Source organism: Brevundimonas abyssalis TAR-001, assembly GCF_000466985.1.
GTDB lineage: Bacteria > Pseudomonadota > Alphaproteobacteria > Caulobacterales > Caulobacteraceae > Brevundimonas > Brevundimonas abyssalis.
This window is the reverse complement of record NZ_BATC01000009.1, coordinates 41,512-66,403: the sequence shown is the minus strand read 5'-3', so window position 1 is coordinate 66,403 and position 24,892 is coordinate 41,512. Positions and strand designations below refer to the sequence as shown.

Genomic DNA, 24,892 nt, shown 5'->3' with positions numbered 1-24,892 from the left:
CGCGGAGTCTAGTAGGCTCCCGATAGTCGAGAGGACAGCATCCAGAGTCGTGGGGGAGGTCATGGAGACGATCTCGGTCATATGGTCTCGCTCGTGCCGAAGCATTGCAGGATCGCGCGGGCGCGGGCGGCGACGGGCGCATCGATCATTCGACCTTCCAGTTGAACGGCGCCCCTGCCTTGCACGAGGCCCTGCTCGTAGGCGGCTACGATGCGGGCAGCGTCGGCCAGGGCTTCCGGTCGTGGCGAAAAGCCCCGGTTGAGGACCGCCACCTGTTTGGGATGAATGCAGAAAGCGCCGGCGAAACCAAGATCCGCGGCCAAGGCGACCATGACGCTCATGGAGTCGAGGTCGGAGTAGTCGGCGATCGAACCCGGAAAACCGAAGGGCGTCAGGCCGTAACGGCGGCAGGCGAACGCGACCAGCTGATTGGGATGGTAGAGCGTCTGGACCGTGGGACGCATCCTCGCCGCCCTCGAGAAATCCTCAGAGCCGAGCGATAGCCCGATGAGGCGGGGCGAACGACAGATTTCGTCCAGCGCCGCTAGGCCATCCAGGTCCTCGATCTGGCCGATGACGCCAATGCCGCCAATGGGGAGTTCGGCCCGCGTCTCCATCGTCGCCGCAACGGCGGCGAGCCTTTGAAGATCGGCGCACGATCCGATCTTGGGCGCCACGATCGCATGGACTCCAGAGTTGATGGCCGCTTCAACGTCTGCTTCGAGCGTGGCGGCGCCAGAGTTGATCCGCGCGAGAACCGCCGCGCCGCTTTCGGATATCCGCGCGACGGCGGTCGGCAGGCTGGATCTGGCGAGGGCCTTCTGGTCGTCAGGGACGCTATCCTCTAGGTCGAGGATGTAGGCGTCAGCCCCAGCGCGCGGGGCAGCTTCCACAAAACGCGGCATGTGCGCCGGCACGAACAATAGGGAGCGCCAGAGATCAGGCGGTGTCATGATGCGCGTCCCTTGAAGGTTGCGTTAGCCAGCATGCTCACGCCTTGGGGTGTGGCGGCCCAGAGCTCAGTTTTGCCGTCCATGTCGCGGCCGTGCAGCGTCAGGCTGTCGCCGCTGAAGGCCGGGGAGACCGCGCGGAAGCGGAAGCCGGATGGCGCGTCTGGCCGGTTCGTCTGGACATGGTTCAGCAGCAGGGTGGCAAGTAAGGGGCCCTGCACAACCAGCCCAGGGTAGTGCTCGACGTTGCGCGCGTAGTCGCTATCGTAGTGGATGCGGTGGCCGTTGAAGGTAAGGGCCGAGTAGCGGAACAGCGTCACCGGATCGGTCGCAGCGTCCGCGCTCCACTCTGGCGTTCCGGGCTCGTTGCTTCCAGCGGCCCGGGGCGACGGTGCGGTAGGCATCATGGCCCGGTAGACGAGCGTCTGGAGCTCGCGGATGCAGTCGCGTCCGCCCTGTCGCGTGATGTGTTCCAGCACGACGAAGATCATCTCACCTGAGGCGCCGGACTTGGGCGTGATTGACTGAACGGCCGAGGTCTTTTCAGCAGCCTCGCCGATAATGAGTGGGTGCGTGACCTCGAACTCGCCCGCCGCCCACATGCGACGCTCCAGGGCGATCGGAGGAAGGAAGCCGCCTCGTCTGGGGTGTCCGTCCTCACCCGTGCCGTCCGGGCGCGGGGTGTCCAGAAAATAGAGCCACTGCCAGCCGGGCGAAAGTTCCGCGCCGAGCTCGGGCGATTGAGGCCGTTGAAGCAAGGCCGCCAGGGCCCGGGCAGGAAACAGGCTGATCGTGTCGGAGCGGGTTACCGCTCGCCCGATCCAGTCGCTGTAGTCGGACCGGCTCATGGCTCCGCCTGCCAGGTGAGCGGCAACCCGAGCCATGCCCGCTGCCGCAGCCAAGGCGAAACGCGGTATCGCGGATCACCGGTGGTATCGCGAATGGCGTCGAGAATCTCCACAACCCGGCCGCGCCGATATGATCCCCCCAGGCCAGCGGGCCCGTCGGGTAGCCAAGGCCGAGACGAACGGCGTCATCGATGTCGGCCACTGTGGCGATGCCACGCTGAGCGATCTGACAGGCGATATTGATGATCGTCGCCAGTACGCGCTGGGTAATGAAGCCGGGGCTGTCAGCGATCATCGTCGCCGGCGTCTCCCCGCCGCCCAGGAGGTCCATAGCCTTGGCGCGAGCCTGTGCCGTAGTCGCCGGTGTCGCCATTAAGGTACGGCGCCTGCTCAAACCTGGCAGAGGATCGACGGCAATCGTCCGATTCGGATCGAGGCCCTGTTCGGCGCAGACGGCTGATGCCTCTCGCCCCCACGGCTGAATGAGGATCAGTACGTCCGGATCTTCCGCGTAGGGGGCGATAACGCCGTTGCGTTCCATCACGGCGGCGGCCAAGCCTTCGAACTGTTCGCAGTCTGGGGCGATCCACACCCGACCGCCTTCGCCAATGGTGCTCGACGGATCCCGTTGAGCAGAGGGGGTTCCCTCTCGATAGTCGTACCAGCCCTGTCCCGTCTTCCGTCCGAAAAGGCCCGCCGCAATCCGTGGCGGCACGAGCGATGAGGGACGGAAGCGCGGCTCAAACTGGAACTGTTCGAAAATGCCCTGCAGGACGCGTCCTGACACATCGATGCCGGTCAAGTCGAAGAGCTCGAAGGGCCCCATGCGGAAGCCGGCGGCGTCCTTGAGGACCTGATCGATGTCGGCATGCGACGCGATGCCATCCTCCAGCAACGCCAGGCCCTCGGTGTAGAGCCCGCGCCCTGCGTGATTGACGAGGAAGCCCGGCTGGTCCTGGGCTGAAACCGCGCGATGCCCCGTTGCCTCGATCATCGTCTTGAGCGCTGCGGCGACGTCGGAAGAAGTGCGTGCGCCCGCAATCACCTCCACCACCTTCATGAGTGGCACCGGATTGAAGAAGTGCAGTCCGGCGATGCGCTCCGGCCGACGGGCACCGGAAGCGATTTGTGAAATCAGCAGCGAAGACGTGTTGGAAGCGATCATAGCCTCCTCGCCAAGGATGACTTCTAGTGCGGAGACCAGAGACACCTTGGCATTGAGATCTTCGACGATCGCCTCGATGACAACATCGCACTCCGCCAAGCCGTCTAGCCGCTCCACAGGAAGCAGACGCCCGCGAGCCTCGCGGGCGACGTCCGCCGATATCCTGCCTTTGCCGGCCAACTGATCAAGGATTGCAGCGATCTGGTCACGCGGTCCCCGCGCGCCGCCGGGCGCCGAGTCATACATGGTGACGGTGTGGCCGGTGGTTGCGAAGAGCTGCGCGATTCCGCGCCCCATGACGCCCAGACCCACGACGCCGATCCGATATTTCTCGCCAGACATGTTCGCCTCAGGAGCCGGTGAAGTTGGGTTTGCGACGATCAAGGAAGGCTTTCATGCCCTCAGTCTTGTCTGCTGTATCAAACAGCTGGAGGAACTCCCGTTGCTCCAGTCTGAGGGCGGCATCGAGTGGTAGATCGGCTCCACCCTGGAGATTGCGCTTGATGGCGACAAGGGCTCTGGGCGGCATGCGTGCGATCCTCTTGGCCAGGTCAAGCGCACGGGTCATGACCGCCTCGGGCTCGACCAGCGCGCTGACCAGACCAAGCTCAAAGGCGCGGGCGGCGTCGAGTGGCTCAGCGGTAAAGAGCATCAAGGACGCGGCCTTGCTTCCGATCAGGCGGCCCAGGCGCTGAACGCCACCGGCGCCCGGCATGATGCCGACGGCCGCTTCCGGCTGTCCGAATTTTGCCGATTGGCCAGCGACGATGATGTCGCACATCATTGTCAGCTCACACCCGGCGCCGAATGCCACACCGTTGACGGCGGCGATAACGGGTTTGGGAAAGCTTGCAACGGGCCTCCAATACTGAGGAAGATCAAGCGCAGCCGTCTGCTCAGCGTCCCGATCAACGAGCATGTTCAGGTCGGCCCCGGCGGCGAAAACGCTATCGCCGCCCGTCAACACGACGCAGCGGATTCGGGGGTCCGCGGCCAGCTCTACAAAGGCAGCTGAAATCGCCTGACGCATCGGAATGTCCAGCGCATTGCGCTTGTCCGGGCGGTTCAGACGAACAATGGTGATCCCCGGATCAACATGTTCCAGGACGACACGCGGAGACTGGGCGGCGTCATCAGGGTGTTCGGAGTCAAGCGGGTCCATCGGCAGGACAGTGACGGATCGCGGTACGATGGGCATGTCCCGGCGTCGGGGACGGGTCAGAGGCGCTTGGCTACCTCGTCGTACATCACCTCGGAGGCTCCGCCGCCGATGCTGAGCAGGCGTAGATCACGAGAAATCCGCTCAACCGGCGTGCCGTGAATATAGCCGCCACCTCCATGATACTGGACGCATTTGTAAGCGATCCGGTTTCCAAGCTCGGGTACGTGCGCCTTCAACATCGCGCCTTCCATCTGGATCGGCTCGCCACGCGCGGCCTTCATGGCCACGAGGTAGGTGAAGGCCCGCGCGGCCAGCAGTTCTGTCGCCAGTTTGGCCATCTCGTGCCGGATGACCTGGAGATCCCACAGTACGCCGCCAAAGGCCTGTCGGCCGCGTGTCCATTCGAGTGTGTGATCGATTGCCGCCTGGGCCAGGCCCAGGACCTGACCGGCCGCGCACAGGCGCTCATGATCCAGGCCCTTCATCATGTAGTAGAAGCCTCGCCCCTCTTCACCGAGCAGGTTGGCGGCGGGCACGCGCGCCTCGTCGAAGCGCAGTTCCCCCGTGTCGGAACCGTGCCAACCCGTCTTTTTGAACCGCTCGCCGTTGCTGAAGCCCGGGGTGTCTCGCTGAACCACAAACAGTGAAAAACCAGACCCGCCGCGAGCTTCAGCTGAGGTGCGAGCGATCACGAAGAAGACGTCGGCGATATTGGCGTTGGTGATGAATGTCTTCGATCCGTTCAGGATATAGGTGTCATCCTCTCGCCGCGCAGTCGTTGCGATGCGCGTCAGGTCTGAACCACCGGCCGGCTCCGTAACACCCAGCGCGCAAATGGTTTCGCCCGTGAGGATCCTCGGCAGAAATCTCGCCTTCTGTTCCGCCGTCCCGACGCGCGCCAGATGGAGAGCGGACATGTCGGTGTGAACGGTCAGGCCCGCAGTCGGTCCGCCATAGCCGGATCGCCCCAGCTCCTCATTCAGGATCAGGGAGGCGACAGCGTCCATACCGGAGCCGCCGTCGGCCTCGGGAAAGGCGAGGCCGAGGAGGCCGAGCTCGCCAAGTCGACGAAAGACACTATCCGGAACACGGCCGTCCTCCTCCCATTGGTCCGCAGAGGGCTGAATTTCCTCTCGCACAAGCCGCTGGACCTGGTCGCGCAGCAGGCGGTGCTCTTCCGACAGGAAGGCACCGTCGATGTTCAGAGTATCACTCATGACCTATCCTGATGCCAGTTAGACGCCGCGAAATACGGGGGAGCGTCGATTGAGAAGGGCGTCGATTGCGCCCTTTGCGTCGGCCGTCTGAACGAGCTCGGCAAGTCGTTCAGACTCGACCTGTAGCTGCGCCGGAAAAGCCGAGTTAAAACTGTCCGCCGCAAGGCGCTTTACGACCCCGAAGGCGAGGGTCGGGCCTTGGGATAGTTCGAGGGCAAGCGCGTGAGCTCTGGCGTCCATCTCGGTGTCGATAACAACCTCACTGACGATGCCCAGGTCGAGCGCTTCCTGCGCCGCTACCCGGCGATTGGTCAGATACATCGTCTGGAAGTTTCGAAGGCCGATCAGACGCGGCAAGGTCCATGTCAGCCCGCCGTCCGCGCTGAAGCCCACGCCCGTGTAAGCGTATGCGAACAAGGCGGTTTCGGAAGCCACGACGTAGTCTGATGCGGCAGCCAACGAGAGCCCCGCGCCGGTCGCCGCTCCCCGTATAGCGCAGACTAGCGGCGCGTTCATCCGGGTCAGGGTGAGAATGGCATTGTGGAAGTCCTGAGTCATTTCACGCAAGGCCCGCGCCGGGTCTTTTTGGTTCGCGACATGACCCAGGTCGCCACCGAAGCAGAAGTTCGGGCCGTCCGCCCGCAGGAGCACAGCGCGAACCTGGGACGACATGGCGCTTTCCAGGGCCGCTTGATTAAGCTCGCGACCGCTCTGGTCATCCAGAGCGTTCCCGGCCTTGGGGCGCACCAGAGAGATGATGGCGAGCCCATCCTCGATCTTGAGGTCGACACGGGCGGCGCGGCCATCGCCGCTCATCGAGCAGGCTCCAACATTGCCAGCGCTGCGGCGGAAACGATCCTGGCGGTTTCAGCGCAGGCTTCGGTGCCGCCGGAGCCGTATGTCTTCACAGCATCTCCGACGTTCCAAAGATTGGCGACCGGAGTCGCTTGGTCCATGTCGTAGCCGGCGCAGCTGCGCTGGGCTGGCCAGCCGTCGCGCATGACCTTGATGTTGAGAATCCGCGCGTGAACGGACTGGGGGTATTCTGAGTGAAGTTCGGCGAGTGAGGCCTCAATCTCATGCTCGGCGTCAAAGTCGCCGAGCGCAGGGATGGGCACGGCGTAGGCCTTGTAAAGCCGCCAACCCACTGGAGCCATTTCAGGGCAGGTCATGGTCATGTCCACGATGTTGCAGAGGCGCTTTGTATCCCCGAATGTCACCAGACTAGGGGCGTCGATTAGTGCCTCGCGGCTGGCGAAATCTATGACGATGTTCGCGGCGGGACGTACTACCCGGTTCGCCTCGGCGACATAGTCCGGGCCAAAGGCCTCCGGTCCCACCAGACCGATCGTGGCTAGAGGGCCGGCGTTGCTGATGACCACATCGGCGGTCACGGTCTCTTCCGTGCCGTTGGCCGTGAAGGTTACGGATCGGGCCACGCCTTCCTCAATGTTTATGCGGCTTGCACGCGTTTCAAGCCGGATTTCAGCACCCTTCTCACGGAGGGCGTCTGCAAGGTCATTCCAGAGCCCGATTGTGCCACGAGGACAGAATCCGAAGCGCTTGAAGGCGCCTTTGGTGCCGAAATAGACGAGGAAGGCGCGCGCCGGCAGTTCATCGGCGTTCACCGCGAAGATCGCCGCGCACAGGTTACGGAACAGGCGATGGACCGTGGTGTTCTTAGTCAGGCCAGAGAGCCATTCAGCGGTGGTGATCCGCGCTTCGGGAAGGTCGCCTGCTCGCGCGTCAGCGAATTTGGTGCCGATCTTGGCGGCCTGTTTCGTGAAACCGCCCAGAAGAAACGCCCAGCCACCCTTTGAAACATCAAGAGTCTTGCCGTCGATGCGAAACACCGTCGCGGGGTTGGGTTCGCGGATATCGAGCGGGACGCCGGCCAGTTGGAAGGTGTCGTCAAAGATGCCGCCGCGCTCGATGGCGATGGCGCCGACATTGAGGATGAAGCCCTCTTTCTCGAAAGACGTCGCGCGACCGCCGACGCGATCGTTTTCGTCGATCAGTAGAACGGACCTTCCCGCAACAGTCAGACGCGCCGCCGCACACATTCCCCCGGCGCCAGCGCCGATGACCACGGCGTCATAGTGTTGAGTCACTTGGCGTCTCCTACTTTTCAGTATGGTGGACCGGGACGTAGGAGCCGTCACGTACCCACGAGGGGGGACGGACAATCGTGCTATGCGATTTCAAACAGGACGAGAGACTGGGCCACGGGCCGGGCGTCTCCATTCTGATGGGCACTTGCTCGAATGCGCATCAGGTTGCGACCGCTTGAAATGATCTCCGACCTGTACTGAATCGAGGTCGTCGCGAACGCCGCTCGGAGATAGTTGATGGCCTCGCTCCGTAAGAGCGCCGCCGATCCGCGTTCCTTTTCTGCCAAGGCAGCAGCTGATGTCGCCAGTCCAGCCGCGACGATGCCGCCATGGAAGGCGGGGACCGACCTTGCTCCGATCGTCCGGGGATGCGGCTGCAGATCGAAGTCGTTCGTGGCGGCACCCGCCGCCGGTAAGCCGGCGAAGGCGGCGAAGCTATCGACCCCCTCGAGGTAAACATCCATGTCTGCAGGTGGAGGAAATTCCGACACCGTACCGCCGGGCCAGGCGCCGATCAGGAACCGGGAGGTGACCGAGCCGGCCGGAAGCGAGGTGTCGCCCTGGTCGACTGTCCCGGATACAAAGGCTATTCGGCTGACTGTCGTGGGCCGATTCAGACGAATGAAGACATCGCCGGCTTCGAGGGGCCGCATGTGCCCGAAGTTTAGATCAATCGTCGCTAGCGGCGCTTTCTGGCCGAGCGCAAGATGTATGGCGAGGCCCATGACATGGTCCGACACCGCCACCAGAGTACGCCTGTCGATGACCTTCGACCCGGAGCCGGTCACGGCGGCGACCGACGGTATGATGCGGACCCTAAAGCTGTCGGAGGAGACATCTTCGTAGGTAAAGCCAATGTGCCGGACCAACTCCGATTCCGCGTGTTCGGGCGAGATATCTCGAAGGTCAAGATGAGTCATTTCATGCCGGCGCGGCGCGCCTCGTTCCACGCCAGATCGACATAGGTCTCAAGTGCATCGGCGACGGCGCCTGCGCGGTCGGAGGATGCAGTGCCGCGCAGCAGTCGCCCTTTGATCCCGTGCACGATTGCTGCAAACCGAAAGATGTTGAAGGTAATGTGGAACTGCAGGTGGGGGATCTCTGATCGCCCGGAGCGATCACAATAGGTCTGCATGTGTTCGTCTTCAGTCGGGATGTTTAATTCCGGTAGATCGAGGCCTTTCAGGCCGCCGCCTGGAATTCCTGCTGGAATGCGGTATTTCATCAGGTGATAGGCGAAGTCGGTCGCCGGATTGCCTAGGGTGGATAGCTCCCAGTCCAAGATAGCGACGACTTGCGGCTCCGACGGCTTAAACATCACATTGTTGACGCGGTAATCGCCGTGAACGATCGACACGTCAGTGGAAACGGGAGCGTTGTCGGCGAGCCAACGGGCGACTTGATCCATACGGTCGGTGCGCCCCGCCTGTTCGTCAGCTAGGTACTGTCTCGTCCAGCGCGAAATCTGGCGTTCCAGATAGCCGCTGCCTTTGCCGAAATTTTCGAGGCCGACGGATGTGGGATCCACTGCGTGGAGGGCGGCCAGACTTTCAGCAAGCGCCCTATAATAGGCCGGTCGCCGGTTGCGCTCGATCTCGGGCAGATCCGGCTGCCAGAGAATGTCTCCTTCGACGAAGTCCATGACGTAAAAGTTCCGCCCGATGACCGAGGGGTCTTCGCAAAGTCGTCTGACCCGGGGCACGGGAACATGGCTCGCCAGAGCCTGCATGACCCGGAACTCCCGGTCGATGGCATGGGCGTTATTGAGCACCGGCCCGGGCGGCTTGCTCCGAAGGACATAATCTCCACCCGGCGTGCGCAGGCGATAAGTTGGATTGGATTGCCCCCCTGAAAATTTTTCGACCTCTACAGGTCCCTCGAAGCCCTCAAGGTTGCTCGCCAACCACCGGGCCAAGGTTTGAATGTCGATTGACGCCGCGGATGTGCCCATTGTGTCAGCCGTTCACAGGTGACGCAGGGTAGAGACGGGGCGTCCATCCTCGACGAGATCCAAAAATTCGGACATTCCCCACGCTTCACGGCCTTCGCACTTGAAGAGGGTCACCCCCTTTATGATCCGAACGAGAGTTTCGCCGCCGGCTGGGTTGGCCTTGCGATGCTGAAGTGGCGTCGTCGATAGAACTTCGCCCGTCATGAGCGTACGCCCTGCTGCAGTCTCAAGTTCGAGCGTCATGGATCGCTGGACGAAGTCGGGCCCGTAATCGACGTCCAGGCGTGCGTCGGTCAGCGGCAGGAGTGCTCCGTCACGCCACACATGGCCGACCACGTCCGGCTCCTGGCCAGGACGGCCCATGAGCGCCAGCAGGACACCGAAATCCGGGCCGAAGGTGACCGGCGTCCATTTGTGCCAGTAGAGATTTCCCCAGTGACGAGGACCCCACGACTTGTCGCGGAACCCGAACCCATCGACGTCGATAACGGTGTCGCCGACTCTGATGGTTCCCCTGGCAGCGATGTGCTGCTCGGTGTGGCCGCGATATGCGGACGTTTCCGGGTCCAGGTCCCACCGGGAACCGTCGAGATTGACGATCTCTCCACCGTGCATGGGCGAAACGCCGCTGAGATCGAGGCTGATCGAGGCGTGGGCCCGGGGGGACTGCTTGAAGGCCGAGCGGGCATCCCGCAGAGCTTTCGCGTCATCCAGGATGAGCACTTCGCCTTCGTAGGCGATATGGAGAGCCTTAAAGGGCTCGACGACCGAAACCTTGAACCCGCCGGCATCGAGGGAGGCGTTTGACGCGATCTGCGGACGGGCAAACCAGAAGGCGACGCGGCCGTCCGAGAGATGAACGCATACTGTGACCTCCGCATGTCCCTCATTGACGCGATTGCCGATCCGGAACCAGGCACCGATCGACCGCCGCCTGTCGAACACATCGAAGTACATGCTCTCGTTGAAGTTCGAAGCGGCTTCTGGCTCGTGCTGATACTCGTCTCGAGGGTCGAGCTTCAGCGTCATTCCATGGGGCACGATCATGGGTGTCTCCTTTGTGCCAATAGTGACGCGACACCAGGCGGCCTAATGTCCCCGTGGTTGGGACGGCCAGTTGTGTAGTCTCAATAAATTGTCCTGGGAGTGTGTGAGTGGAGCCGCTCCCCGGGGTTAGGGCGATTTGCGACCACGGCTCGGTACAGACGGCTAGGGATGCTCGGCCAGTGCAGCTGACGGGGGCTTCTTCAGAAGGACGCCATACGCAGGAAACTCATAGCGGCTCTCCGGATGAGGCTGAGTCCGAATCGCCCGCAAGGCTCCGTAGAACCAGAGCTGACCCTCGCCCGGTTCGGGGTGATCGAACAGGCCGAGGCTCGGAATGTCCTGAGGCGGTACATCAAAAAGCAAGGAATGATCGACCGCCAGGTACTTCGACGAACGCCCGACGACCCGCACGGGGTGGCGGGGCCAGCCTCCCTCGAGTTCTCGGTAATTGCCACCGTCCGCGTCGGGGCTGCGGGTCAACAAGGCTGCAAAAAGCGCGTCTGGCATGGCGCGACCGAGCCTCAGCGGCATGGTGAACGCCATTTCGCAAGTGTATGGACCCCGGAAATGGGGCAGAGCCCCCGGCGGAGTCTTCGGTTGCGCGGGCGGGCGCCATGAGAGGGGGTGGGGGGTAGTCATGATCATCTCGTGGTTGGAGTGACGGGCGGTGGCCGATAGGCAGAGGGTCAGTGCGTGGCGGTTCGCTGCGCCGCCGCCCAGTAGGGGGAATCCTCAAGGCTGTTGTTCTCGGGGGTGATCGCGCTGCGGATAGCGAGGTCGACGAGCGTCGCCCGACGAACCGAGGCTTCCTCCAGGCATCGAGGATCAGTCGCTCATCCTCGTCGGGTTCGAGGGCGTCGAAATCGGCCGAGGCGACTCCGCTGATCCGTCCGTCCTCACCGATGACGAGCCTGTAGTTGCAGTCGGTCGGCTCGCCCTCTTCGACCGCATCATCGACCACGAACACGACCACGTCCTCGGCGTCCACGCAGGGGAAGAGGGTGGACATGTTCACGTACAGCGTCATGGCCGCCCAAAAGCGAAAGACGATGTCGTCGTGGCCGGCGATACTATCGATCGTGGCGAGCAACTTTTCACTCGGGGTGTACGCGGGGTCGATGGGCCCCGGGGCTACGTCGAGGTCAAACTTGGAGGATGCGGTAATGTCGGTTTAGTCCTTCGGGCTGATTTTCAGTTCTGCGCGCTCTGCGCCGCGTTCGGGCTGGAGCAGCTCCGTCAGGAGGCCAAGGAAGAGCAGGTTGACGGAGGCGTGGGGCTCACGACACCACTTCCAGGTTTCCGCCGACAACCTTCCAGCGCAGCTGGGTCCGCGTTTGCGCAGCGAGGGGGATGCCCAGGTGGTCCGCGGCAAGACCCTCATGGCGCGCACGCGTAACCTTCGCCAGCAGGTCGTCGAGCGGATCGTGACCATCTTGGATCAGTCGGATCGCCGCAGCCTCCAGCGCGACGAGTCGAGCCTCAGGTTCCTTCATCAGCGCGATCTCAGCGGCGAGCTCTACATACTGATGCCCCCCCCCAGTCGGTGTCGCTCACCAGAAGGTCGATAACCTCTCCAGCTTCGTTCCGTCGGCGGGGCACGGCCATGCCGCGCTCAATGTCCTCCTCATCGGTCGTGTGGATGTAATCGAGCACGCCGCGCTCGACGCGATCCACAGCCCGTCGATGTCATTCTGAAGGGCGATGTCGCAGATGAAGCCGACCGCCATGCCGAAGCGCGCGGACGGGTCGGGATGGTCGGCGACCGTGCGCGCTGCATGCGCAAGATTCTGGATGATGCCGGAAGTCATATTGAAGGTCCTTTATATGGAGGCCGCCGGTCGGGGTGACCTGACGCGGTCGAGACGCGCGGACTCGTATGAGACGGCCTGCGCCTGGTAGAGACGGTGTGAGACAGCTGGTTTTCGGGGGCGTCTGTAACTCCTTGTTTTTGTTGACCTGCGTCGGACTCGGATCGAACCCAGAATTAGAGTCTCTCCGGCCTCCAGCCGTGGCTAAGCGCTCAAAATTTCAGGGAAAAGGCCAAAGGCCTGGTGAGCGCCGGACACGCGCCGGACTCGACGTCGGAACCGCCGGACACACGGACCGGCGCGCCTCCTTGGCCGTTTGCGCTTGGCGCGGGCCAAGGCCCCGCGGCGCCTCGTCCAGGATGAGCAGCCGGGTTAGGGGGAACCCGGCTGGCGCGGCGCGCGGTCAGCCGTTAGCGGAACGAATGCGTACGCCCGGACCGTTGGCGTCGGCTTCCAGGAAAGTGACCCCCAGACCCTGGAGCACCTCAACCAACCGCTGGGCGTTGACCGGCGTCAGCACCTGCGCGCCGCCCGCTTCGGCGCGGCGGATGGTGTTGACCCCAAGGCCGGTCGCCTCAGCCAGCTTCTGGATCGACAGCCCGGTCGCCGCACGCGCCGCCGTCAGCTGCTGAGCTGTGGGCGAAAATATTCCATGTGGGCGCATATTGACCATCGAGAACCGTTGTGTTAGCTCGTTGCTTCGTGGGCGCAAATCGCCCATATGGGCAGAGGAGGCCCTATCGATATGTTGTCTTCGTATCTGATTCAACCGGCCGGAGCGATCCGTGGCCACATCAACTTCGTGCCTGAAGCGGGTGGGATCTATGTCCTGCTGCTGGATCACCCCAAGGCTCTGGACTGCGCTGCATCGTGCGGGGTTGAAACTTGATCCCCTGCGCCTGGGTGGGCGCGCCATCCTCTATCTGGGCGCGACGACGACAGTCTGCGTCGCCGGCTGAAATGCCACCTGTCTGACGACAGTGCGCGCTCAACCTTCCGCATGAGTCTGGGGGCGGTGCTGGCTGAACAACTCCAATTGAGCGCCCGTCCCAGCGGGGTGCGCGGCTTCCGCTTCGAGCCGGAGGGGGAGGCGCGCCTGAGCCGGTGGATTGAGGACCACGTATCGGTGGCGATACGCGAATCCGGCCACGCCCTGGTCGAAGAGAAGTCGCTGATCGCGATGCAGGAGCCGCTGCTCAACATCTCGGGGCGCCGCCACAAGACCTCAGCGGAAACCATGCTGCTCTTGCGCCGACGCATGCGCGGGCTGCCCTTCGATCGGAAGGTGCTGCACTGATGAACGCGCCCCTCAATCAGCCTCCGCCCGCTGAAGCCGTCGTCGAACGCATGACGACATCCGAGGTCCTGGCGTTGGCGCGCATCTCGCGAGCGACCCTGTGGCGGCGCGTCCGTTGCGGTCGCCTGCCCGCCCCTGCCGACCAGGGCCGCCAGGCCCTGTTTCTTAAATCCGCGATCATTGCGGCCCTGTCCACAGACGTCGATCGGCCGCCTGACGTAGCTGTGGCAATCGAGCAACGCCTCGAGCAGTTGCGTCGCCGTCGTCGAAAAGGAGCTTGATTATGCGCGATACGCAGAATACACGCCATCGCTCATTCTGGGCATCAAACAGAATGAAAGGAGCTGTATGCATCAAAGGAGGACCGATGAAAAACTATGGACCCTGTGTCGCGGTGCGTCCGCGCAGTGACGGAACGGTGAAGTTCCGTTTCGAGGTGCGGCGAAATCGCCCCCGGAGCTGGCCGCGCACCCGGCCGATCCTGATCAATGGCCGTGACGGCGTGCGCCTGAGCGAGATGACCCCGCAGCTCGAAAAGGAAGTGGAGCGCAAGGCGGAGGCGCTCTTCATCGACCTGGGCCGCATGCGCGCCCAGGAGTTGGGCGGCGTAACCCCGGCGGCACCCAAGATTGAACGCTCCTGGGAGGAGCTGATTGCGCTGCGACGCGAGCACTCCAATTGGCTGGGTCTGAAGCCAGCCTCACGAGCCACTTACGCCTCGAGCCAGAAGCGTATTCTCAGCCTGTTAGGCGGCTTCGAAGGCTTGGCCCCTTCCATCGTGCTGGAATCCCAGATCGACCGCATCTTCCTCCCGCGGATCCCGAGCGCTCACAGGCGCAAGGCGGCTTACCTGGAGGTCCGCCGGCTGCTTGAGAAGGCGGTCCGAGAGGGCTGGCGCGACGCGGCGCTCACCATCTCCTACAGCGCCAGACTCCCCGAGTCGGTCTTGCGTGTCTGGACTGCGACGACCTGCGATGTGCGGTCACCCAGGCGGTCACCGACGGCGAGCGCGGCTTGGCGCGCTTGTTGCTGACCCAGTGGGAGATCGGCCAGCGCCTGCAGAGTGTGCGTCTGTTCCGTTACGGCCACCAGTACGAGAACGGCTGCTTCTTCTACAAGTGCGTCAAGACCGGCCGCGAAGTGCGAATTCAGGTAATGAACCCGCGCGCTCGCGAGGTGCTGGACGCCTCCTACAAGTACGGCGCCTACATGTTCCCCCGCACCTTGGACGGCAAGCCGTTCACTGGTGTGGAGCTGACCAAGGCGTTTACCCGCATTCGCAAGCAGCTCAGGGGTTTCGATCAGAAGCTTCAGTTGCGCCAGTTGCGTCACACCGTCGTGCTCGAACTGGCGCTGGCGGGCTGCAACATTCCCGAGATCGCCTCGATCACCAGCCACAGTTTGGAGACGGTGCACCATACGCTCAAGCACTACCTGAGCAAGAACACCGAGCTGGCGAACCGCGCAATGGAGAAGCGTGAGCGCCGCCGCCTGGAACAGGTGGCGGGGCTTTCGGGGGAGATCATCGTGGAAGGTGCGCGCTGCATCTACCTGGGTGACTTGCCCAAGGCGGTCACGCCGTCGGCCCCTGAGGATGGAGGGCCCGATGAACAGCGCTGAAAAGGGGCAACTGAAGCCGGGTGACCACGTCATAGGCGTTGACGAACTCTCGTCGCTCCTCACCGAAGCTCATGACGTGCCCCCAATCCGGACGCGGGCGACCGGGATTGACCAGTTCGATCGTCATGCCAAGGCGGGGTCGGTAGAAGTAGACGTGGAGGCGGACACCTTCACCGGACGCACGCCCCCATGGGGTAAAGCGGGGCGTGGCTTCGACCACAGCAGCCAGGGCCTGCAGCGGATTCCGCGCCCGTTGGAGGGGAACGAGCCAGTCAGGGACTTCGTCCCACTCATGGTCCGGATCCTTCTTATGCGGCAGTTCGGCGAAAGCGTTCACCGCGTCAGCAGCGCTGGCCGGGTCACGGGCGCCATAGAGTCCTATCAGCAACGCGGCGGCGTCTTCCGCCGTCATCTCTGCTGCTCCACGTCCGCGCTTGGTCGTCTGAATGAAGCCGGCCTCGCGCACCGCCCTCGCAATGTGATCAACCGCGCCGCGGGGGCGTCCATCAATTGCAGCCACAGCGGCTACGAGGGCAGGCAATCGAGCCATAATTATCCGAGCCAGGCGCCGGGCGCCGCAATCCAAAGGAGGAGCCTATATCTGTTTATTACCCAGAAAACGGAGAGCCTGTCCAGCGAGGCCATACTTTATCCCGAGTTCGAGATCGCCCTTCACCCAGCGACTGGGGAGATGAGGAGCCTCTCACGCTTCGAGAAGCAGTGGCTGTCTTCTTTCCTGGCGGTCCGCTCACCCTCTCGTCCTTCCGTACGGAAATCCGCAAAGGAAACCTTCGCGCGAAGAAGGTCGCCGGACAGTGGTTTGTCACGCCTGCAGCGGTTCGTTCGCTATTCGAGCTCAGACAATGGGTAGGCCGCGAAAGGGCGCTCGGCTCTACCTCCGCACTGGCCGGATTGACCCCAAGTCCGGCCGACCGCTTGCGGCCGTCTACTTTATCCGGGACGGCGACAAGAACGTCAGCACAGGTTGCGGCGCGGACCGCCTTGCAGAGGCTGAAGCCGTACTCGCGGAGTACCTGACCGAGCGAGCCGCTTCGAGCCGACCCAAGGATCGCGCGCTCGAGCCCGAAGAGGTGCTCGTCGACGAGGTCATCGCTCTTTATGCGCGCGAGAAGGCTCCCTTTCTTGCTGATCCGGGATCGGCCCGCGCCCGCTTGACGGCCGTGCTGGACTGGTGGAGCGGCAAGACGCTCGGCGACATCAAGCGCAGCACCTGCGAGGCCTATGTGGTCCATCGTACGACGCAGCCTGTGAAGACGTACAAGGACCCCGCCAAGGCGCGCAAGGTCAGTCCTTCGGGGGCGCGTCGCGAGCTCGAGGACCTTTCTGCGGCCACAACGTACTGGGACGGGGAGCACCGCCTCACCCGCAAGCCTGTCTTCACCTATCCGGCTCCCGCGGTCGGTCCGCGTGACGCACTCAGCCGTCAGCAGGTCGCGGCAATTCTGCGAGCCGCCAGGGGTTGGCGGCTGAAGGCGGGACGCTGGCAGGCCACGGTGACGTCGACTCGCTCCAACCGTGCTCACCTCGTGCGTTTCGTGTTGCTGGGGGTGTACTCGGGCACTCGCCCCGGCGTTCTTCCGAAGCTTCGCTGGAAGCCATCGGATGACTGCGCCTGGGTCGACCTGGACAAGGGCTGGATCTTTCGGCGCGGCAGGCGCGAGGCCGACAAGCCCACAAAGCGTCGCCCCATGTGCCGTATTCCGAAGCGTCTGCTGCGGCACATGGTGCGTTGGCGCCGACAGGATAATGCGCTGAACGTCGAGCGTGCCAAGGCCGGCCTCCCGCCGATCGAAACCGTTCTGCACCACGGTGGTCGGGCGATCCGGGGCCGAATCCGCAAGGGCTACCGCGGAATCATTGTCGACGCTGGCCTTTCCCCCGACATCACACCGCACTGGCACCGGCATACGGCGGCAACTTGGTTGATGGAGGCTGACGTACCGCTGCGGCGCGCTGCCCAGTACTTGGGTATGACCCCGCGCACGTTGGAAAAGGTCTACGGCCACCATCGGCCCGACTACCAGTCTGACGTCAGCGACGCCTTCGACCGCCGCACCAGCCGACACGCGGGCTGAGACGCAATCCACCCCCATCGGCCCCCCGTGGGCCGCATTGAAAGGAGCTTGCATGACGACTCTTCTCTCTCCGACCGCTGCGCCTACGCCCGAGGGCGACTGTACTGTCATCAATTTCTCGGTCCCTGGCGCGCCTCGCGGGAAAGCTCGACCTCAGGCTCGCGCGTTCATGGGAAAGGTCCAGCGCTTCAAGGACAGCAAAACGGTTGCTTACGAAAGCCTCGTTCGGCTGGTTGCAAGCGAAGCTATGGAAAACCGTGGGCGGATAGACGACCCGGTCTTCGTAGAGATCGACGTTTTCGTCGAGCCGGTAGCTTCTACGTCCCGCTCTCGTTACTCCGAGATGATCGCTGGACGGATCAAGCCCACCAAGGCTCCTGACCTCGACAACATCGTCAAATCCATTCTCGACGGCTGTAATGGGGTTGTCTTCCGTGACGATGTTCTCGTCGTGAAGATCGCCGCGACTAAATCGTATGCGGTCAGCAGCCGGGTAGAGGTGAACGTTTCCCGCGTGCCATGATGCGTGATGGGTCTGAGAAGCGCCAAAACCGGACATTTGCAGCTGAGCGCAAAGTGGACGTTCGGCTAGCGTCGCTGATGGTTCGTTTCGACCCGCTCCAGACGCAAGTCTCCCCGGGCAGGAGTCCTTTAGGCGTCGCTGAGACGACTGAAGATCTCATCGGGCTTCGGGGGCGAGAGTACGGGTTTGCGGCGCCCGGAGAACATCCCGAGATCGGCCGTCTTCCCCGACTCCGTTCGGTGAAGGAAAACCTGACAGACCGTCATTCCCGGGTAGATGGCGAGGGGCACCTCGCCCACGTTTGCGAGCTCAAGGGTCAAGCAGCCGGAGAAGTGAGGATGGATGCCCGCCGCGGTCTCGATCACGAGGCCGTGGCGACCAAGCGAGGATTTTCCGGTCACATAGCCGGACAGGCTTCCCGGGAGTTGCAGCCACTCCAAGGTCGCGCCCAAGACGAACCGGCCAGGATGCAGAACGAACTTCTTCCCGAACGGTACGAAATGCTGCTTGGTGCGGGAAACCTCGGTCGGGTCGTCGGTCGCATCGGCGTGAACCACGGCGAGTGGATAAGCCTGCGCGCGAGTTTGCTTGAACGCCCGAAACCAGCGACCGAGACGCAGGTCGATGGAAGTGGCGGCGCGATCACGCAGCGCCGCGTCGTCGGGCTTGGGAACGACAGTCAAGCGATCAGGATGGGTGGCCTCGAGGTTGAGGGCGTCGGCGATCTGATCGGCGCTAAGCATCAGCGAGCCTTTCGCGAAACTCGGCCACCTCGATGGACTTCAGCATGAGCTCGCCGAGCATGTCGTATTCGGCCCGATCGGCTTCTTCGGAAAGCCCGCCGTGACGGCGCAGATAGAGCCAGCCGGCGGTGACAATCTCCGGGAAAGTAGCGCCGTCGTCGTCTGGGACCCGACGGCCGAAAGCCCCAATAATTCGTTCCACGACCTCGCTACGGGGCTGCGAGACCTTTCGGTCGAGGAGCAGGTCGAAGGTTCTCTGCATCATGGCAGGAAAGACTGCAGCGACTGCGGCGTCGGCGAAGGCGAGGGCATCCGGGTCGACGCCCTTGCGCTGCGTGGACTGTCGCCAACGCCCGAAAAGGCCTGGCTCCAGATCGATACCGAGCGCCTTCGCCGCAGTCAGCATATAGCCGACCCGCTCAGAACTGCTGGGATAGAAGGGGCTGCGGCTGCCGCCGCCGGGCGCCAGGAAATACTCGTAGGCGTGGGCGTACGACGCGCCAAAAACATAGAGGCCGAAGAGGTCGCAGAAGATCTCCTCAAGCTGCTTCAACGCGGTCCCCAGTACGACGTTCTGGAGATCCGGCAGCGTCTCCCCGGCGCGATCCAAGATCCGCGCCTTTGCTTCGGGATCGGCGTCGATCGCACCGGCCACCGCGCGGGTGACGGCCGTTTGCAGCGCGGCCTTCAGTTCATGCTGTCGCCACGCCGAATGCCCAATCTCGTGCCCGGCGAGCGGAAAAAGCAGCACATTGCCCGATTCCGGTGCCGGGGCCCCGACAAGGACGAAGCCGGGCAGCAGGTCCAAGGTCATCGGATAGGTGAAAGGAACGAAGTTCCATTCCGAAGACATGATGAGCCGGGCCTCGGGCGAGATCACCTGCGCCACCAGGCGTTTCAGCGGGAACTGCACCTCGAAGGCGTTGCGCACATTGGTGGAGCGAAGGATGAACCCCAAGACGTCGGTATATTTGGACACCGTGAAACTGATCTCGGCGCATATTTCATCCACCACAGGGTCGCTCAGGGTGGGTGGCAAACCTCCTAGGAAGTCGTTCAGATAATACTCAAGCTCCGCCCGGATGACTCCCAGGGCGTCCAAACCGTCGCGGTGCGGAAAGTCCGAAGCCTCGAGCTCGGCGATCTGATCGACGAACGCGCGAACTCTACGCCGCGCAGAGGCGAGGCGTAGCTCCGTGGCCGTGGGCTCGTCCTTCATGGACGACAAGCGCATCCTCCGCCGTCTGTTCTTCGATCAGTTCCTGGTGGAGAGCCACGCAGAAGCGGATCAGCGCATCGGTACCGGCGCGGCCGCCGTCCGCAACTTGGGCGAGGGCCTCACTGATCCGCCGAATTAGAGCTTGAATATGCTCCACGTCGGAAGCGGGAACCGATTCGTGATCATAGTACAGCCTTTGCAGCGGCTGGTAGAAACCTGGTTCTACGAAACGGAAAGGCGCTGCGCCGTCGTCCGATCCGCTCGTCTGCAGAAGCGCCTGCGACAGAGCGTCCAACGGCTCCCGGCGGGGCTGACCGCCGGCGCGCGCACGTTCCAACTCGACGGCGGCGCGCAAGGCCAATTGGGTTAGCCGGAACTTAGACGTGGCCTGTCCCGTGGATATCATTGGCGGCGGCCCCCTCGCACAGCCCGAATAGCCCTCGGGCGCGACCCTAATCGGATGGACAGGCACGGCAAGCGAGAATCTGCCCAGACCCTACCGTTGGACTCAAGTTGAGTCAAAATAGTTAATGAGGACATGGGTCTCCAACCATCGCTCGTGCAGCTCGGCTCGAAAGAGAACCGCCGCGGCGCGCGAGGGTTTCACACCGGCCTCTGCGGCCCGGAGGGCGAACGCCGCCTTGGTCGCCGCGTCCGGAGTGTGGGCGACGATCTTAGTCCGAGCGGGCAACGGGCGAATGTCAAAGCGCTCGATCAGGTCGGACAGACGGCCAGCGCGGAGTTCGCGGGCGATCAGAAGGTTCGCGAGAGCGGTAACGTGGAGGCCGTGGCTGCGGGCATAGGCCTCGAATCGATCGCGTTCGTCCGGAGTCACATAGCCGAGGATCTGTGCCATCGGATCGTCAGCAAGTGACGCTTGCTGGCAGGATGATCCGGCGAGCGGGCTTGGCGGTGGCGTTGATCAGAACGAAAATCTGGTGCGGCGTCTTGAACGCTTCGGCGATCATCTCCTGCCGGTCGCCGTTGGCATCTGTGATCCTCAGGGTTCTTGGGCCGGTCATTCGATTCACCGGGACGAGGCGGCCGAGGGCGTCGTCGGCCGTGACGGTCTGGGGCCAGGCGATATTCGAGAAACGACGGGCGAACGCCGCAGAGACGATCACTCGCCTCACGGTGCAGAAATAGCCGACCATTTCGGCGGGCTCGGCGGGGTTCAGCACCACAACGGCGCAGGTCTTGTCGCTGTGGGACACGTAGCGTCGGATGGTCGCGTAGACCGACGCGCCGTAACGCCGAGCCAGCCGCAACGGCACTCCGATCCCGAACGCATGATCGTCAGCCTCAGAGGTGAAGGCGTCGAGTTGAAAGAGAACCTCGGAGGCGAAGACGTTGGCTTCCCGCTCGAACTGCTGCTTGACCTCAGGGTCGAGCGTCTTGCGGCAGTCCTCGAAGATTCCGAAGATCGACTGCCATGGCAGGACCGCGTGGCCGCCTTCGTGCAATTTGAGGAACGGTAGTTTTTCCTTGGGCGTCTCGGGATCGATGAAGGCGATCCGCGCCTTGGGATCGAAGACGCCCCATACTTTGCTCAGCGCGCTTAGCAGAGCGTCGCCTGCCTGGGCGGCCTTGCGGCGAAGCAGCGCCAAATAATTGTCGTCGAGGCTGATGGGTACAACCTGAATTCTAGCGGTCCGCATGATTTCGTCGACCGGCGTCGGGAAAACGCCGACCGCTCCGGCCTCGCGCAACAGGCGGCCGGCCTCGGATCGAATGGCCTCAGCCTCCTGCGAGGGAATGGAACAGTCGTCGACGAGCATCACTTTCTTGCCTTCTGACTCCGAAGATAGCCAAGGAAGTTCAGGAGCTGCTCTTCTTCGTCGGGAGTGAGTTCCCCCAATACGGAGGTCGGCGCACGGTTCGCCGGCGTTTCCGACTCGCTGACGAAGCCGGCCCGCTCCATCAACACGGCGTAGTCCACCCCGTAGGTGGCCGCCAGACGGTGCAGCATTACGGCGGACGGACGCGCGATTTCTCCGTTCTCGAGTTGACTGAGATAGCCGTTGGAAATTTTGCCGCCGGTCAGCCGCTCGACTTCGCGGAGTGAGTAGCCTCGGGAATTTCTTATGTCTTTCAAGTATCTGCCTAGGCCGGGCGTGGTGTCTTCCTTTGTTGTCGGGGGCTTCATCGCGAACCTGGAGGCGCAGTTGTGGGTGACGCAGGGTAGGGCTTGTGCTAAATTCGTCAAGCGCCGCTAAGCGAGCGCTTGACAAACTTAGCACCGCTTCGCATATCAAGCGAAGACGGGCCGCGGTGGCCTCGTCGATGTCAATACGAGGTCAACATGGACGCCCGTTCCTCCCCTTCGCTCATCCAGACCCGCGCCCAAGACGGCGTCGACAGCACCGATACCTCGAGCCCACTCGTCGATGTGGTCGAGGTAGAAATCTATGGACGCGAAAACCGGCCCCCGCCGCCCGCCAAGACGTACAAGGTCAAGATCGACCACGACCACCACCTGTTTCAGGCGCGGCGTGTCACCGGCCGCGATCTTCTGGTGAAGGCGGGCAAGACACCCCCGGAACACTACGAGATCGAAAAGCGGGTGCGCGGCGGCACCTACGTGGCCATCGGCCTCGATCAAGTGGTGGACCTGGGCGAGCCCGGCATCGAAGTCTTCGAGACCTTCCCGCTCGACGAGACGGAGGGCTGAGCCCATGCGCCGGGACTTCGAACTCGGTTCCGAGGACGTCCGGGCGCTCGATGCGCTCGGATTGTCCTGGGAGGCTATCCGCTCGGGTCCGTCCCGGTGGATCTTGATCCACAACCACCCGGTCCCGACCGGCTACACGTCCAGCAGCGCCACGGTGGCGATCCGGATGGACACCTATCCGCCGGGCCAGATCGACATGGCCTATTTCGACCCGCCCCTCGCCCGCGTTGACGGCAAGGCCATCAACAACCTGAGCGCCCTCGCGATCGACGGTCGGACCTTCCAGCAATGGAGTCGGCACTACGCATGGCGATCAGGTGTCGACACTCTGGCCACACATCTTCGTCGGGTGCGGGGCTGGCTCACTCATGAATTCCGCAAACGCTGAAGGAGCGCCCCTGATGGACACCTTTCGACTGACCGCAGCCCAGCATCGGCGGCTCCAGCATCACCTCTTTGACGGCAGCGATCTTGAGGCCGTCGCGGTCGGCCTGCTTGGCCAAACCGCACCCGCGACGCGGCGGGCGCATTTGTTGCACCGGATCACCGAGATTCCGTACGCGGAGTGCGTTCGCGCCGAGGCCACGGTCACTTGGCCGACCCGCCGGCTGAGGGCGCTGTTGCCCGAGGCCGGAGCCGGGGGAATGAAGGTGCTCAAGATACATTCCCACCCCAACGGCTATCGCGGCTTCTCGGCTCTTGACGACGCTTCCGATCGCGAACTGTTCGCGGCTGTGTCGCTCAAGGTTCCCGGACCCCACATCAGCGCCGTGATGCTGCCCGACGGCGAAATTTTGGCTCGCTTGGTCATGGATGACGGAACTTTCCGCGCGGTGGACCGGGTCGCCGTGGTCGGAGACGATCTCGTCTTCTGGCCCGACCCGCTGGCAGCGGCCAACGACTTCGACCAGCGCCACCGACAGGTGTTCGGCGATCGGACGACCAACCTGTTGCGGGCGCTCACCGTCGCCGTCGTGGGGATCTCCGGCACCGGCAGCCCCACGGTCGAAATGCTGGCGCGCCTGGGTGTCGGCCGCATCCTGTTGATCGATCCGGATGTGGTGGAAGGGCGTAATCTCAATCGGATCTGGGGCTCCACCCGCTCGGACGCGGAGGTCGGCGCGAACAAGGCCCTGATGATGCGTGGTCACTTGGATCGGATGGGTTTGGGCACCGATGTCGTGGATTTCCAAGGTCGGGTCGATACGGTCGAGGCTATCCAGCTGATCAGCATCGCCGACGTTCTGATCGGCTGCGTCGACAGTCTTGAGGGCCGAGACACTCTCAACCGGGTCGCCACCTTCTACACTCTGCCCTACCTTGATATCGGCGTGCGTCTCGACGCGGACGGGCAGGGCGGCGTCGCCAGCGTCTCGGCCGCGGTTCACTATCTGCAGCCCGGCGGAGCGAGCCTCAAGAGCCGGGGAGTCTATTCAGATGAAGGCCTCAGGGCGGAGTATTTGAAGCGGACGGATCAGCCCTTCTACGAAGATCAGGTTCGCCGCGGCTACATCCGCGGTGTCCGGGTCGACAGCCCGGCGGTGATCAGCGTCAACACCCTGGCTGCCGCTTCGGCGGTGAACGAGTTGCTCGCGCGGCTCCATCCGTTCCGCACGGTGAACAATGCGGACGTCGCCGTCCAGAAGCTGCTTCTTACCCATGGACGCACCATTCATCGCGGGGACGGAGATCCCGATCTGGAGTTGGCCCCCTTGGTGGGCCGCGGTGACTGCACACCTCCGATCGGCTGTGGGCGTATCGAGACGGCCGCGGCATGAATCCGCTCGGGAACATGCGCCGATGGTTTCAGCGGGCCACCGGTGATTTTTCCCGGGCGCGCGAGCGCTGGTGCCGGCCGCGGGTTCAACTGGAGCTCGTCGCCGAACGACCGCGAAAGCTCCGACGTCGCCGACTCTACGTCAGCCTTCAGGCGGGCGCGCCGGCCTTCGGAACGATGCTCTGTCCATGCGGCTGTGGCGAGACCCTCAACCTACGCTTCTTCGGCAATCGTCGACCGCGTTGGTCCGTCGCCTGGGATCGGGAGGCGCGGCCGACCGTGCGGCCCTCGATCTGGCGGCGGACCGGCTGCGGCAGTCACTTTAATCTCGTGAGAGGCCGTGTCCTTTGGTGCTGAACATCGGCAGCGACTGCGAGCTCCAGTGGGAAATCGCCTTTGGAATGACGCGGATGGGTCCATTTCCGTGCTGCTGCTCGCCGAGGAGACGATCATCCCGCGCCAAAGGATTGCGTCAGCACGGCCATGCAACGGGCGCGCTGAATCTCGGGATAGCGCAGCAGCCTTGCCGGTCCTCGTGGCACCGTTCCCCGGGATTCGTTTCTTGACTAAATTTCAGTCGGGAGCAGACGCTTCGGATGTCCGCCTTGAGCTCTCTGCCGACGTGGCCAAGGTCTGGAAAGCGCCAGAAGCGGACATTCGTGAACTCTCAAGAAGGCGACATTAGCC

At 63.3% G+C, this 24,892-nt stretch carries 31 protein-coding genes; 12 read left to right on the top strand and 19 right to left on the bottom strand.

Annotated elements, in window-relative coordinates; translation table 11 throughout:
- Positions 1-77: 77 nt before the first annotated feature.
- The 14 genes from MBEBAB_RS04390 to MBEBAB_RS16050 all read right to left on the bottom strand — a co-directional run bounded on the left by MBEBAB_RS04390 (position 78) and on the right by MBEBAB_RS16050 (position 13,103).
- Positions 78-953, bottom strand: coding sequence for an HpcH/HpaI aldolase/citrate lyase family protein (locus MBEBAB_RS04390; protein WP_045318851.1), 876 nt, complete (start codon positions 951-953; stop codon positions 78-80).
- A complete protein-coding gene (locus tag MBEBAB_RS04385; protein WP_507725561.1) occupies positions 950-1,708 on the bottom strand; it encodes an HTD2 family dehydratase in 759 nt (252 codons plus the stop codon). Before MBEBAB_RS04385 ends, MBEBAB_RS04390 begins: the two co-directional genes overlap by 4 nt.
- Positions 1,608-3,305 (bottom strand): 3-hydroxyacyl-CoA dehydrogenase, encoded by a 1,698-nt coding sequence (locus MBEBAB_RS04380; RefSeq protein WP_021696724.1) that lies wholly within the window; start codon positions 3,303-3,305, stop codon positions 1,608-1,610. The genes MBEBAB_RS04385 and MBEBAB_RS04380 overlap by 101 nt, the downstream gene beginning before the upstream one ends.
- Positions 3,306-3,312: 7 nt before the next feature.
- Positions 3,313-4,125, bottom strand: coding sequence for an enoyl-CoA hydratase-related protein (locus MBEBAB_RS04375; protein ID WP_045318849.1), 813 nt, complete (start codon positions 4,123-4,125; stop codon positions 3,313-3,315).
- Between the two features lie 56 nt (positions 4,126-4,181).
- The gene (locus tag MBEBAB_RS04370) at positions 4,182-5,342 is read right to left on the bottom strand and encodes an acyl-CoA dehydrogenase family protein (RefSeq protein WP_021696722.1); all 1,161 of its coding nucleotides are present in this window, start codon (positions 5,340-5,342) and stop codon (positions 4,182-4,184) included.
- 18 nt (positions 5,343-5,360) lie between these two features.
- Complete coding sequence (locus MBEBAB_RS04365; protein WP_021696721.1) at positions 5,361-6,158, bottom strand: enoyl-CoA hydratase/isomerase family protein; 798 nt, start codon at positions 6,156-6,158, stop codon at positions 5,361-5,363.
- Entirely contained in the window at positions 6,155-7,453 is a 1,299-nt protein-coding gene (locus MBEBAB_RS04360) for a phytoene desaturase family protein (RefSeq protein WP_021696720.1), read from the bottom strand. The genes MBEBAB_RS04365 and MBEBAB_RS04360 overlap by 4 nt, the downstream gene beginning before the upstream one ends.
- 80 nt (positions 7,454-7,533) lie before the next feature.
- Positions 7,534-8,373: a PaaI family thioesterase gene (locus MBEBAB_RS04355; protein ID WP_045318847.1), complete on the bottom strand. Its 840-nt coding sequence runs from the start codon at positions 8,371-8,373 to the stop codon at positions 7,534-7,536.
- A complete protein-coding gene (locus MBEBAB_RS04350) occupies positions 8,370-9,404 on the bottom strand; it encodes a phosphotransferase (RefSeq protein WP_045318846.1) in 1,035 nt (344 codons plus the stop codon). Before MBEBAB_RS04350 ends, MBEBAB_RS04355 begins: the two co-directional genes overlap by 4 nt.
- 12 nt (positions 9,405-9,416) lie before the next feature.
- Complete coding sequence (locus MBEBAB_RS04345) at positions 9,417-10,451, bottom strand: DUF7064 domain-containing protein (RefSeq protein ID WP_021696718.1); 1,035 nt, start codon at positions 10,449-10,451, stop codon at positions 9,417-9,419.
- A gap of 162 nt (positions 10,452-10,613) precedes the next feature.
- The gene (locus MBEBAB_RS04340) at positions 10,614-10,994 is read right to left on the bottom strand and encodes a hypothetical protein (protein ID WP_045318845.1); all 381 of its coding nucleotides are present in this window, start codon (positions 10,992-10,994) and stop codon (positions 10,614-10,616) included.
- A gap of 734 nt (positions 10,995-11,728) precedes the next feature.
- Positions 11,729-11,944 (bottom strand): hypothetical protein, encoded by a 216-nt coding sequence (locus MBEBAB_RS04330; protein WP_021696716.1) that lies wholly within the window; start codon positions 11,942-11,944, stop codon positions 11,729-11,731.
- Between the two features lie 57 nt (positions 11,945-12,001).
- The gene (locus MBEBAB_RS04325; RefSeq protein WP_021696715.1) at positions 12,002-12,259 is read right to left on the bottom strand and encodes a hypothetical protein; all 258 of its coding nucleotides are present in this window, start codon (positions 12,257-12,259) and stop codon (positions 12,002-12,004) included.
- A gap of 403 nt (positions 12,260-12,662) precedes the next feature.
- Positions 12,663-13,103, bottom strand: a complete 441-nt coding sequence (locus MBEBAB_RS16050; RefSeq protein WP_052516736.1) for a helix-turn-helix domain-containing protein — start codon at positions 13,101-13,103, stop codon at positions 12,663-12,665.
- Between the two features lie 99 nt (positions 13,104-13,202).
- Here MBEBAB_RS16050 and MBEBAB_RS04315 point away from each other — a divergent pair, with 99 nt between their 5' ends.
- The 7 genes from MBEBAB_RS04315 to MBEBAB_RS04290 all read left to right on the top strand — a co-directional run bounded on the left by MBEBAB_RS04315 (position 13,203) and on the right by MBEBAB_RS04290 (position 17,795).
- Entirely contained in the window at positions 13,203-13,556 is a 354-nt protein-coding gene (locus tag MBEBAB_RS04315; RefSeq protein ID WP_373852849.1) for a GIY-YIG nuclease family protein, read from the top strand.
- Complete coding sequence (locus MBEBAB_RS16045) at positions 13,556-13,837, top strand: helix-turn-helix transcriptional regulator (RefSeq protein WP_148291436.1); 282 nt, start codon at positions 13,556-13,558, stop codon at positions 13,835-13,837. The genes MBEBAB_RS04315 and MBEBAB_RS16045 overlap by 1 nt, the downstream gene beginning before the upstream one ends.
- A gap of 86 nt (positions 13,838-13,923) precedes the next feature.
- Positions 13,924-14,589, top strand: coding sequence for a hypothetical protein (locus MBEBAB_RS04310; RefSeq protein WP_148291435.1), 666 nt, complete (start codon positions 13,924-13,926; stop codon positions 14,587-14,589).
- Positions 14,571-15,176, top strand: coding sequence for a site-specific integrase (locus MBEBAB_RS04305; protein ID WP_045318841.1), 606 nt, complete (start codon positions 14,571-14,573; stop codon positions 15,174-15,176). Before MBEBAB_RS04310 ends, MBEBAB_RS04305 begins: the two co-directional genes overlap by 19 nt.
- The gene (locus MBEBAB_RS04300) at positions 15,163-16,047 is read left to right on the top strand and encodes a hypothetical protein (RefSeq protein WP_148291434.1); all 885 of its coding nucleotides are present in this window, start codon (positions 15,163-15,165) and stop codon (positions 16,045-16,047) included. The genes MBEBAB_RS04305 and MBEBAB_RS04300 overlap by 14 nt, the downstream gene beginning before the upstream one ends.
- Positions 16,040-17,272 (top strand): tyrosine-type recombinase/integrase, encoded by a 1,233-nt coding sequence (locus tag MBEBAB_RS04295; protein WP_045318839.1) that lies wholly within the window; start codon positions 16,040-16,042, stop codon positions 17,270-17,272. Before MBEBAB_RS04300 ends, MBEBAB_RS04295 begins: the two co-directional genes overlap by 8 nt.
- 52 nt (positions 17,273-17,324) lie before the next feature.
- Positions 17,325-17,795: a RusA family crossover junction endodeoxyribonuclease gene (locus MBEBAB_RS04290; RefSeq protein WP_045318838.1), complete on the top strand. Its 471-nt coding sequence runs from the start codon at positions 17,325-17,327 to the stop codon at positions 17,793-17,795.
- A 128-nt stretch (positions 17,796-17,923) separates the two neighbouring features.
- On the opposite strand, the gene dcd is transcribed toward MBEBAB_RS04290, so the two are convergent.
- Together dcd and MBEBAB_RS04280 are read right to left on the bottom strand one after the other, a co-directional pair.
- Positions 17,924-18,538, bottom strand: a complete 615-nt coding sequence (dcd, locus tag MBEBAB_RS04285) for a dCTP deaminase (protein WP_045318837.1) — start codon at positions 18,536-18,538, stop codon at positions 17,924-17,926.
- Positions 18,531-19,757, bottom strand: a complete 1,227-nt coding sequence (locus tag MBEBAB_RS04280) for a hypothetical protein (protein WP_045318836.1) — start codon at positions 19,755-19,757, stop codon at positions 18,531-18,533. Before MBEBAB_RS04280 ends, dcd begins: the two co-directional genes overlap by 8 nt.
- On the opposite strand from MBEBAB_RS04280, the gene MBEBAB_RS16445 reads away from it, so the two are divergent.
- Positions 19,756-19,896 carry a hypothetical protein gene (locus tag MBEBAB_RS16445; RefSeq protein WP_158332116.1) on the top strand — a complete coding sequence of 47 codons (141 nt, stop codon included), beginning with the start codon at positions 19,756-19,758 and terminating at the stop codon, positions 19,894-19,896. The genes MBEBAB_RS04280 and MBEBAB_RS16445 overlap by 2 nt on opposite strands.
- 369 nt (positions 19,897-20,265) lie before the next feature.
- Here MBEBAB_RS16445 and MBEBAB_RS04270 read toward each other — a convergent pair whose 3' ends face one another.
- From MBEBAB_RS04270 to MBEBAB_RS15575, 3 genes are read right to left on the bottom strand one after another with little or no spacing between them, the layout of a single operon-like run.
- On the bottom strand, positions 20,266-20,613 hold the full coding sequence (locus MBEBAB_RS04270) for a hypothetical protein (RefSeq protein ID WP_045318834.1): 348 nt from the start codon (positions 20,611-20,613) through the stop codon (positions 20,266-20,268).
- A 7-nt stretch (positions 20,614-20,620) separates the two neighbouring features.
- On the bottom strand, positions 20,621-21,535 hold the full coding sequence (locus MBEBAB_RS04265; RefSeq protein ID WP_021696706.1) for an ImmA/IrrE family metallo-endopeptidase: 915 nt from the start codon (positions 21,533-21,535) through the stop codon (positions 20,621-20,623).
- Positions 21,535-21,852 (bottom strand): helix-turn-helix domain-containing protein, encoded by a 318-nt coding sequence (locus MBEBAB_RS15575; protein ID WP_200865101.1) that lies wholly within the window; start codon positions 21,850-21,852, stop codon positions 21,535-21,537. The genes MBEBAB_RS04265 and MBEBAB_RS15575 overlap by 1 nt, the downstream gene beginning before the upstream one ends.
- A 207-nt stretch (positions 21,853-22,059) precedes the next feature.
- On the opposite strand from MBEBAB_RS15575, the gene MBEBAB_RS04255 reads away from it, so the two are divergent.
- From MBEBAB_RS04255 to MBEBAB_RS18590, 4 genes are read left to right on the top strand one after another with little or no spacing between them, the layout of a single operon-like run.
- Positions 22,060-22,428 (top strand): multiubiquitin domain-containing protein, encoded by a 369-nt coding sequence (locus MBEBAB_RS04255; protein WP_052516734.1) that lies wholly within the window; start codon positions 22,060-22,062, stop codon positions 22,426-22,428.
- Positions 22,429-22,432: 4 nt separating this feature from the next.
- Positions 22,433-22,816, top strand: a complete 384-nt coding sequence (locus MBEBAB_RS04250) for an E2/UBC family protein (RefSeq protein WP_045318832.1) — start codon at positions 22,433-22,435, stop codon at positions 22,814-22,816.
- 13 nt (positions 22,817-22,829) lie between these two features.
- The gene (locus MBEBAB_RS04245; protein WP_045318831.1) at positions 22,830-24,206 is read left to right on the top strand and encodes a ThiF family adenylyltransferase; all 1,377 of its coding nucleotides are present in this window, start codon (positions 22,830-22,832) and stop codon (positions 24,204-24,206) included.
- Entirely contained in the window at positions 24,203-24,562 is a 360-nt protein-coding gene (locus tag MBEBAB_RS18590) for a ubiquitination-like system serine protease family protein (protein WP_373852844.1), read from the top strand. The genes MBEBAB_RS04245 and MBEBAB_RS18590 overlap by 4 nt, the downstream gene beginning before the upstream one ends.
- The last annotated feature ends 330 nt before the right edge of the window (positions 24,563-24,892 follow it).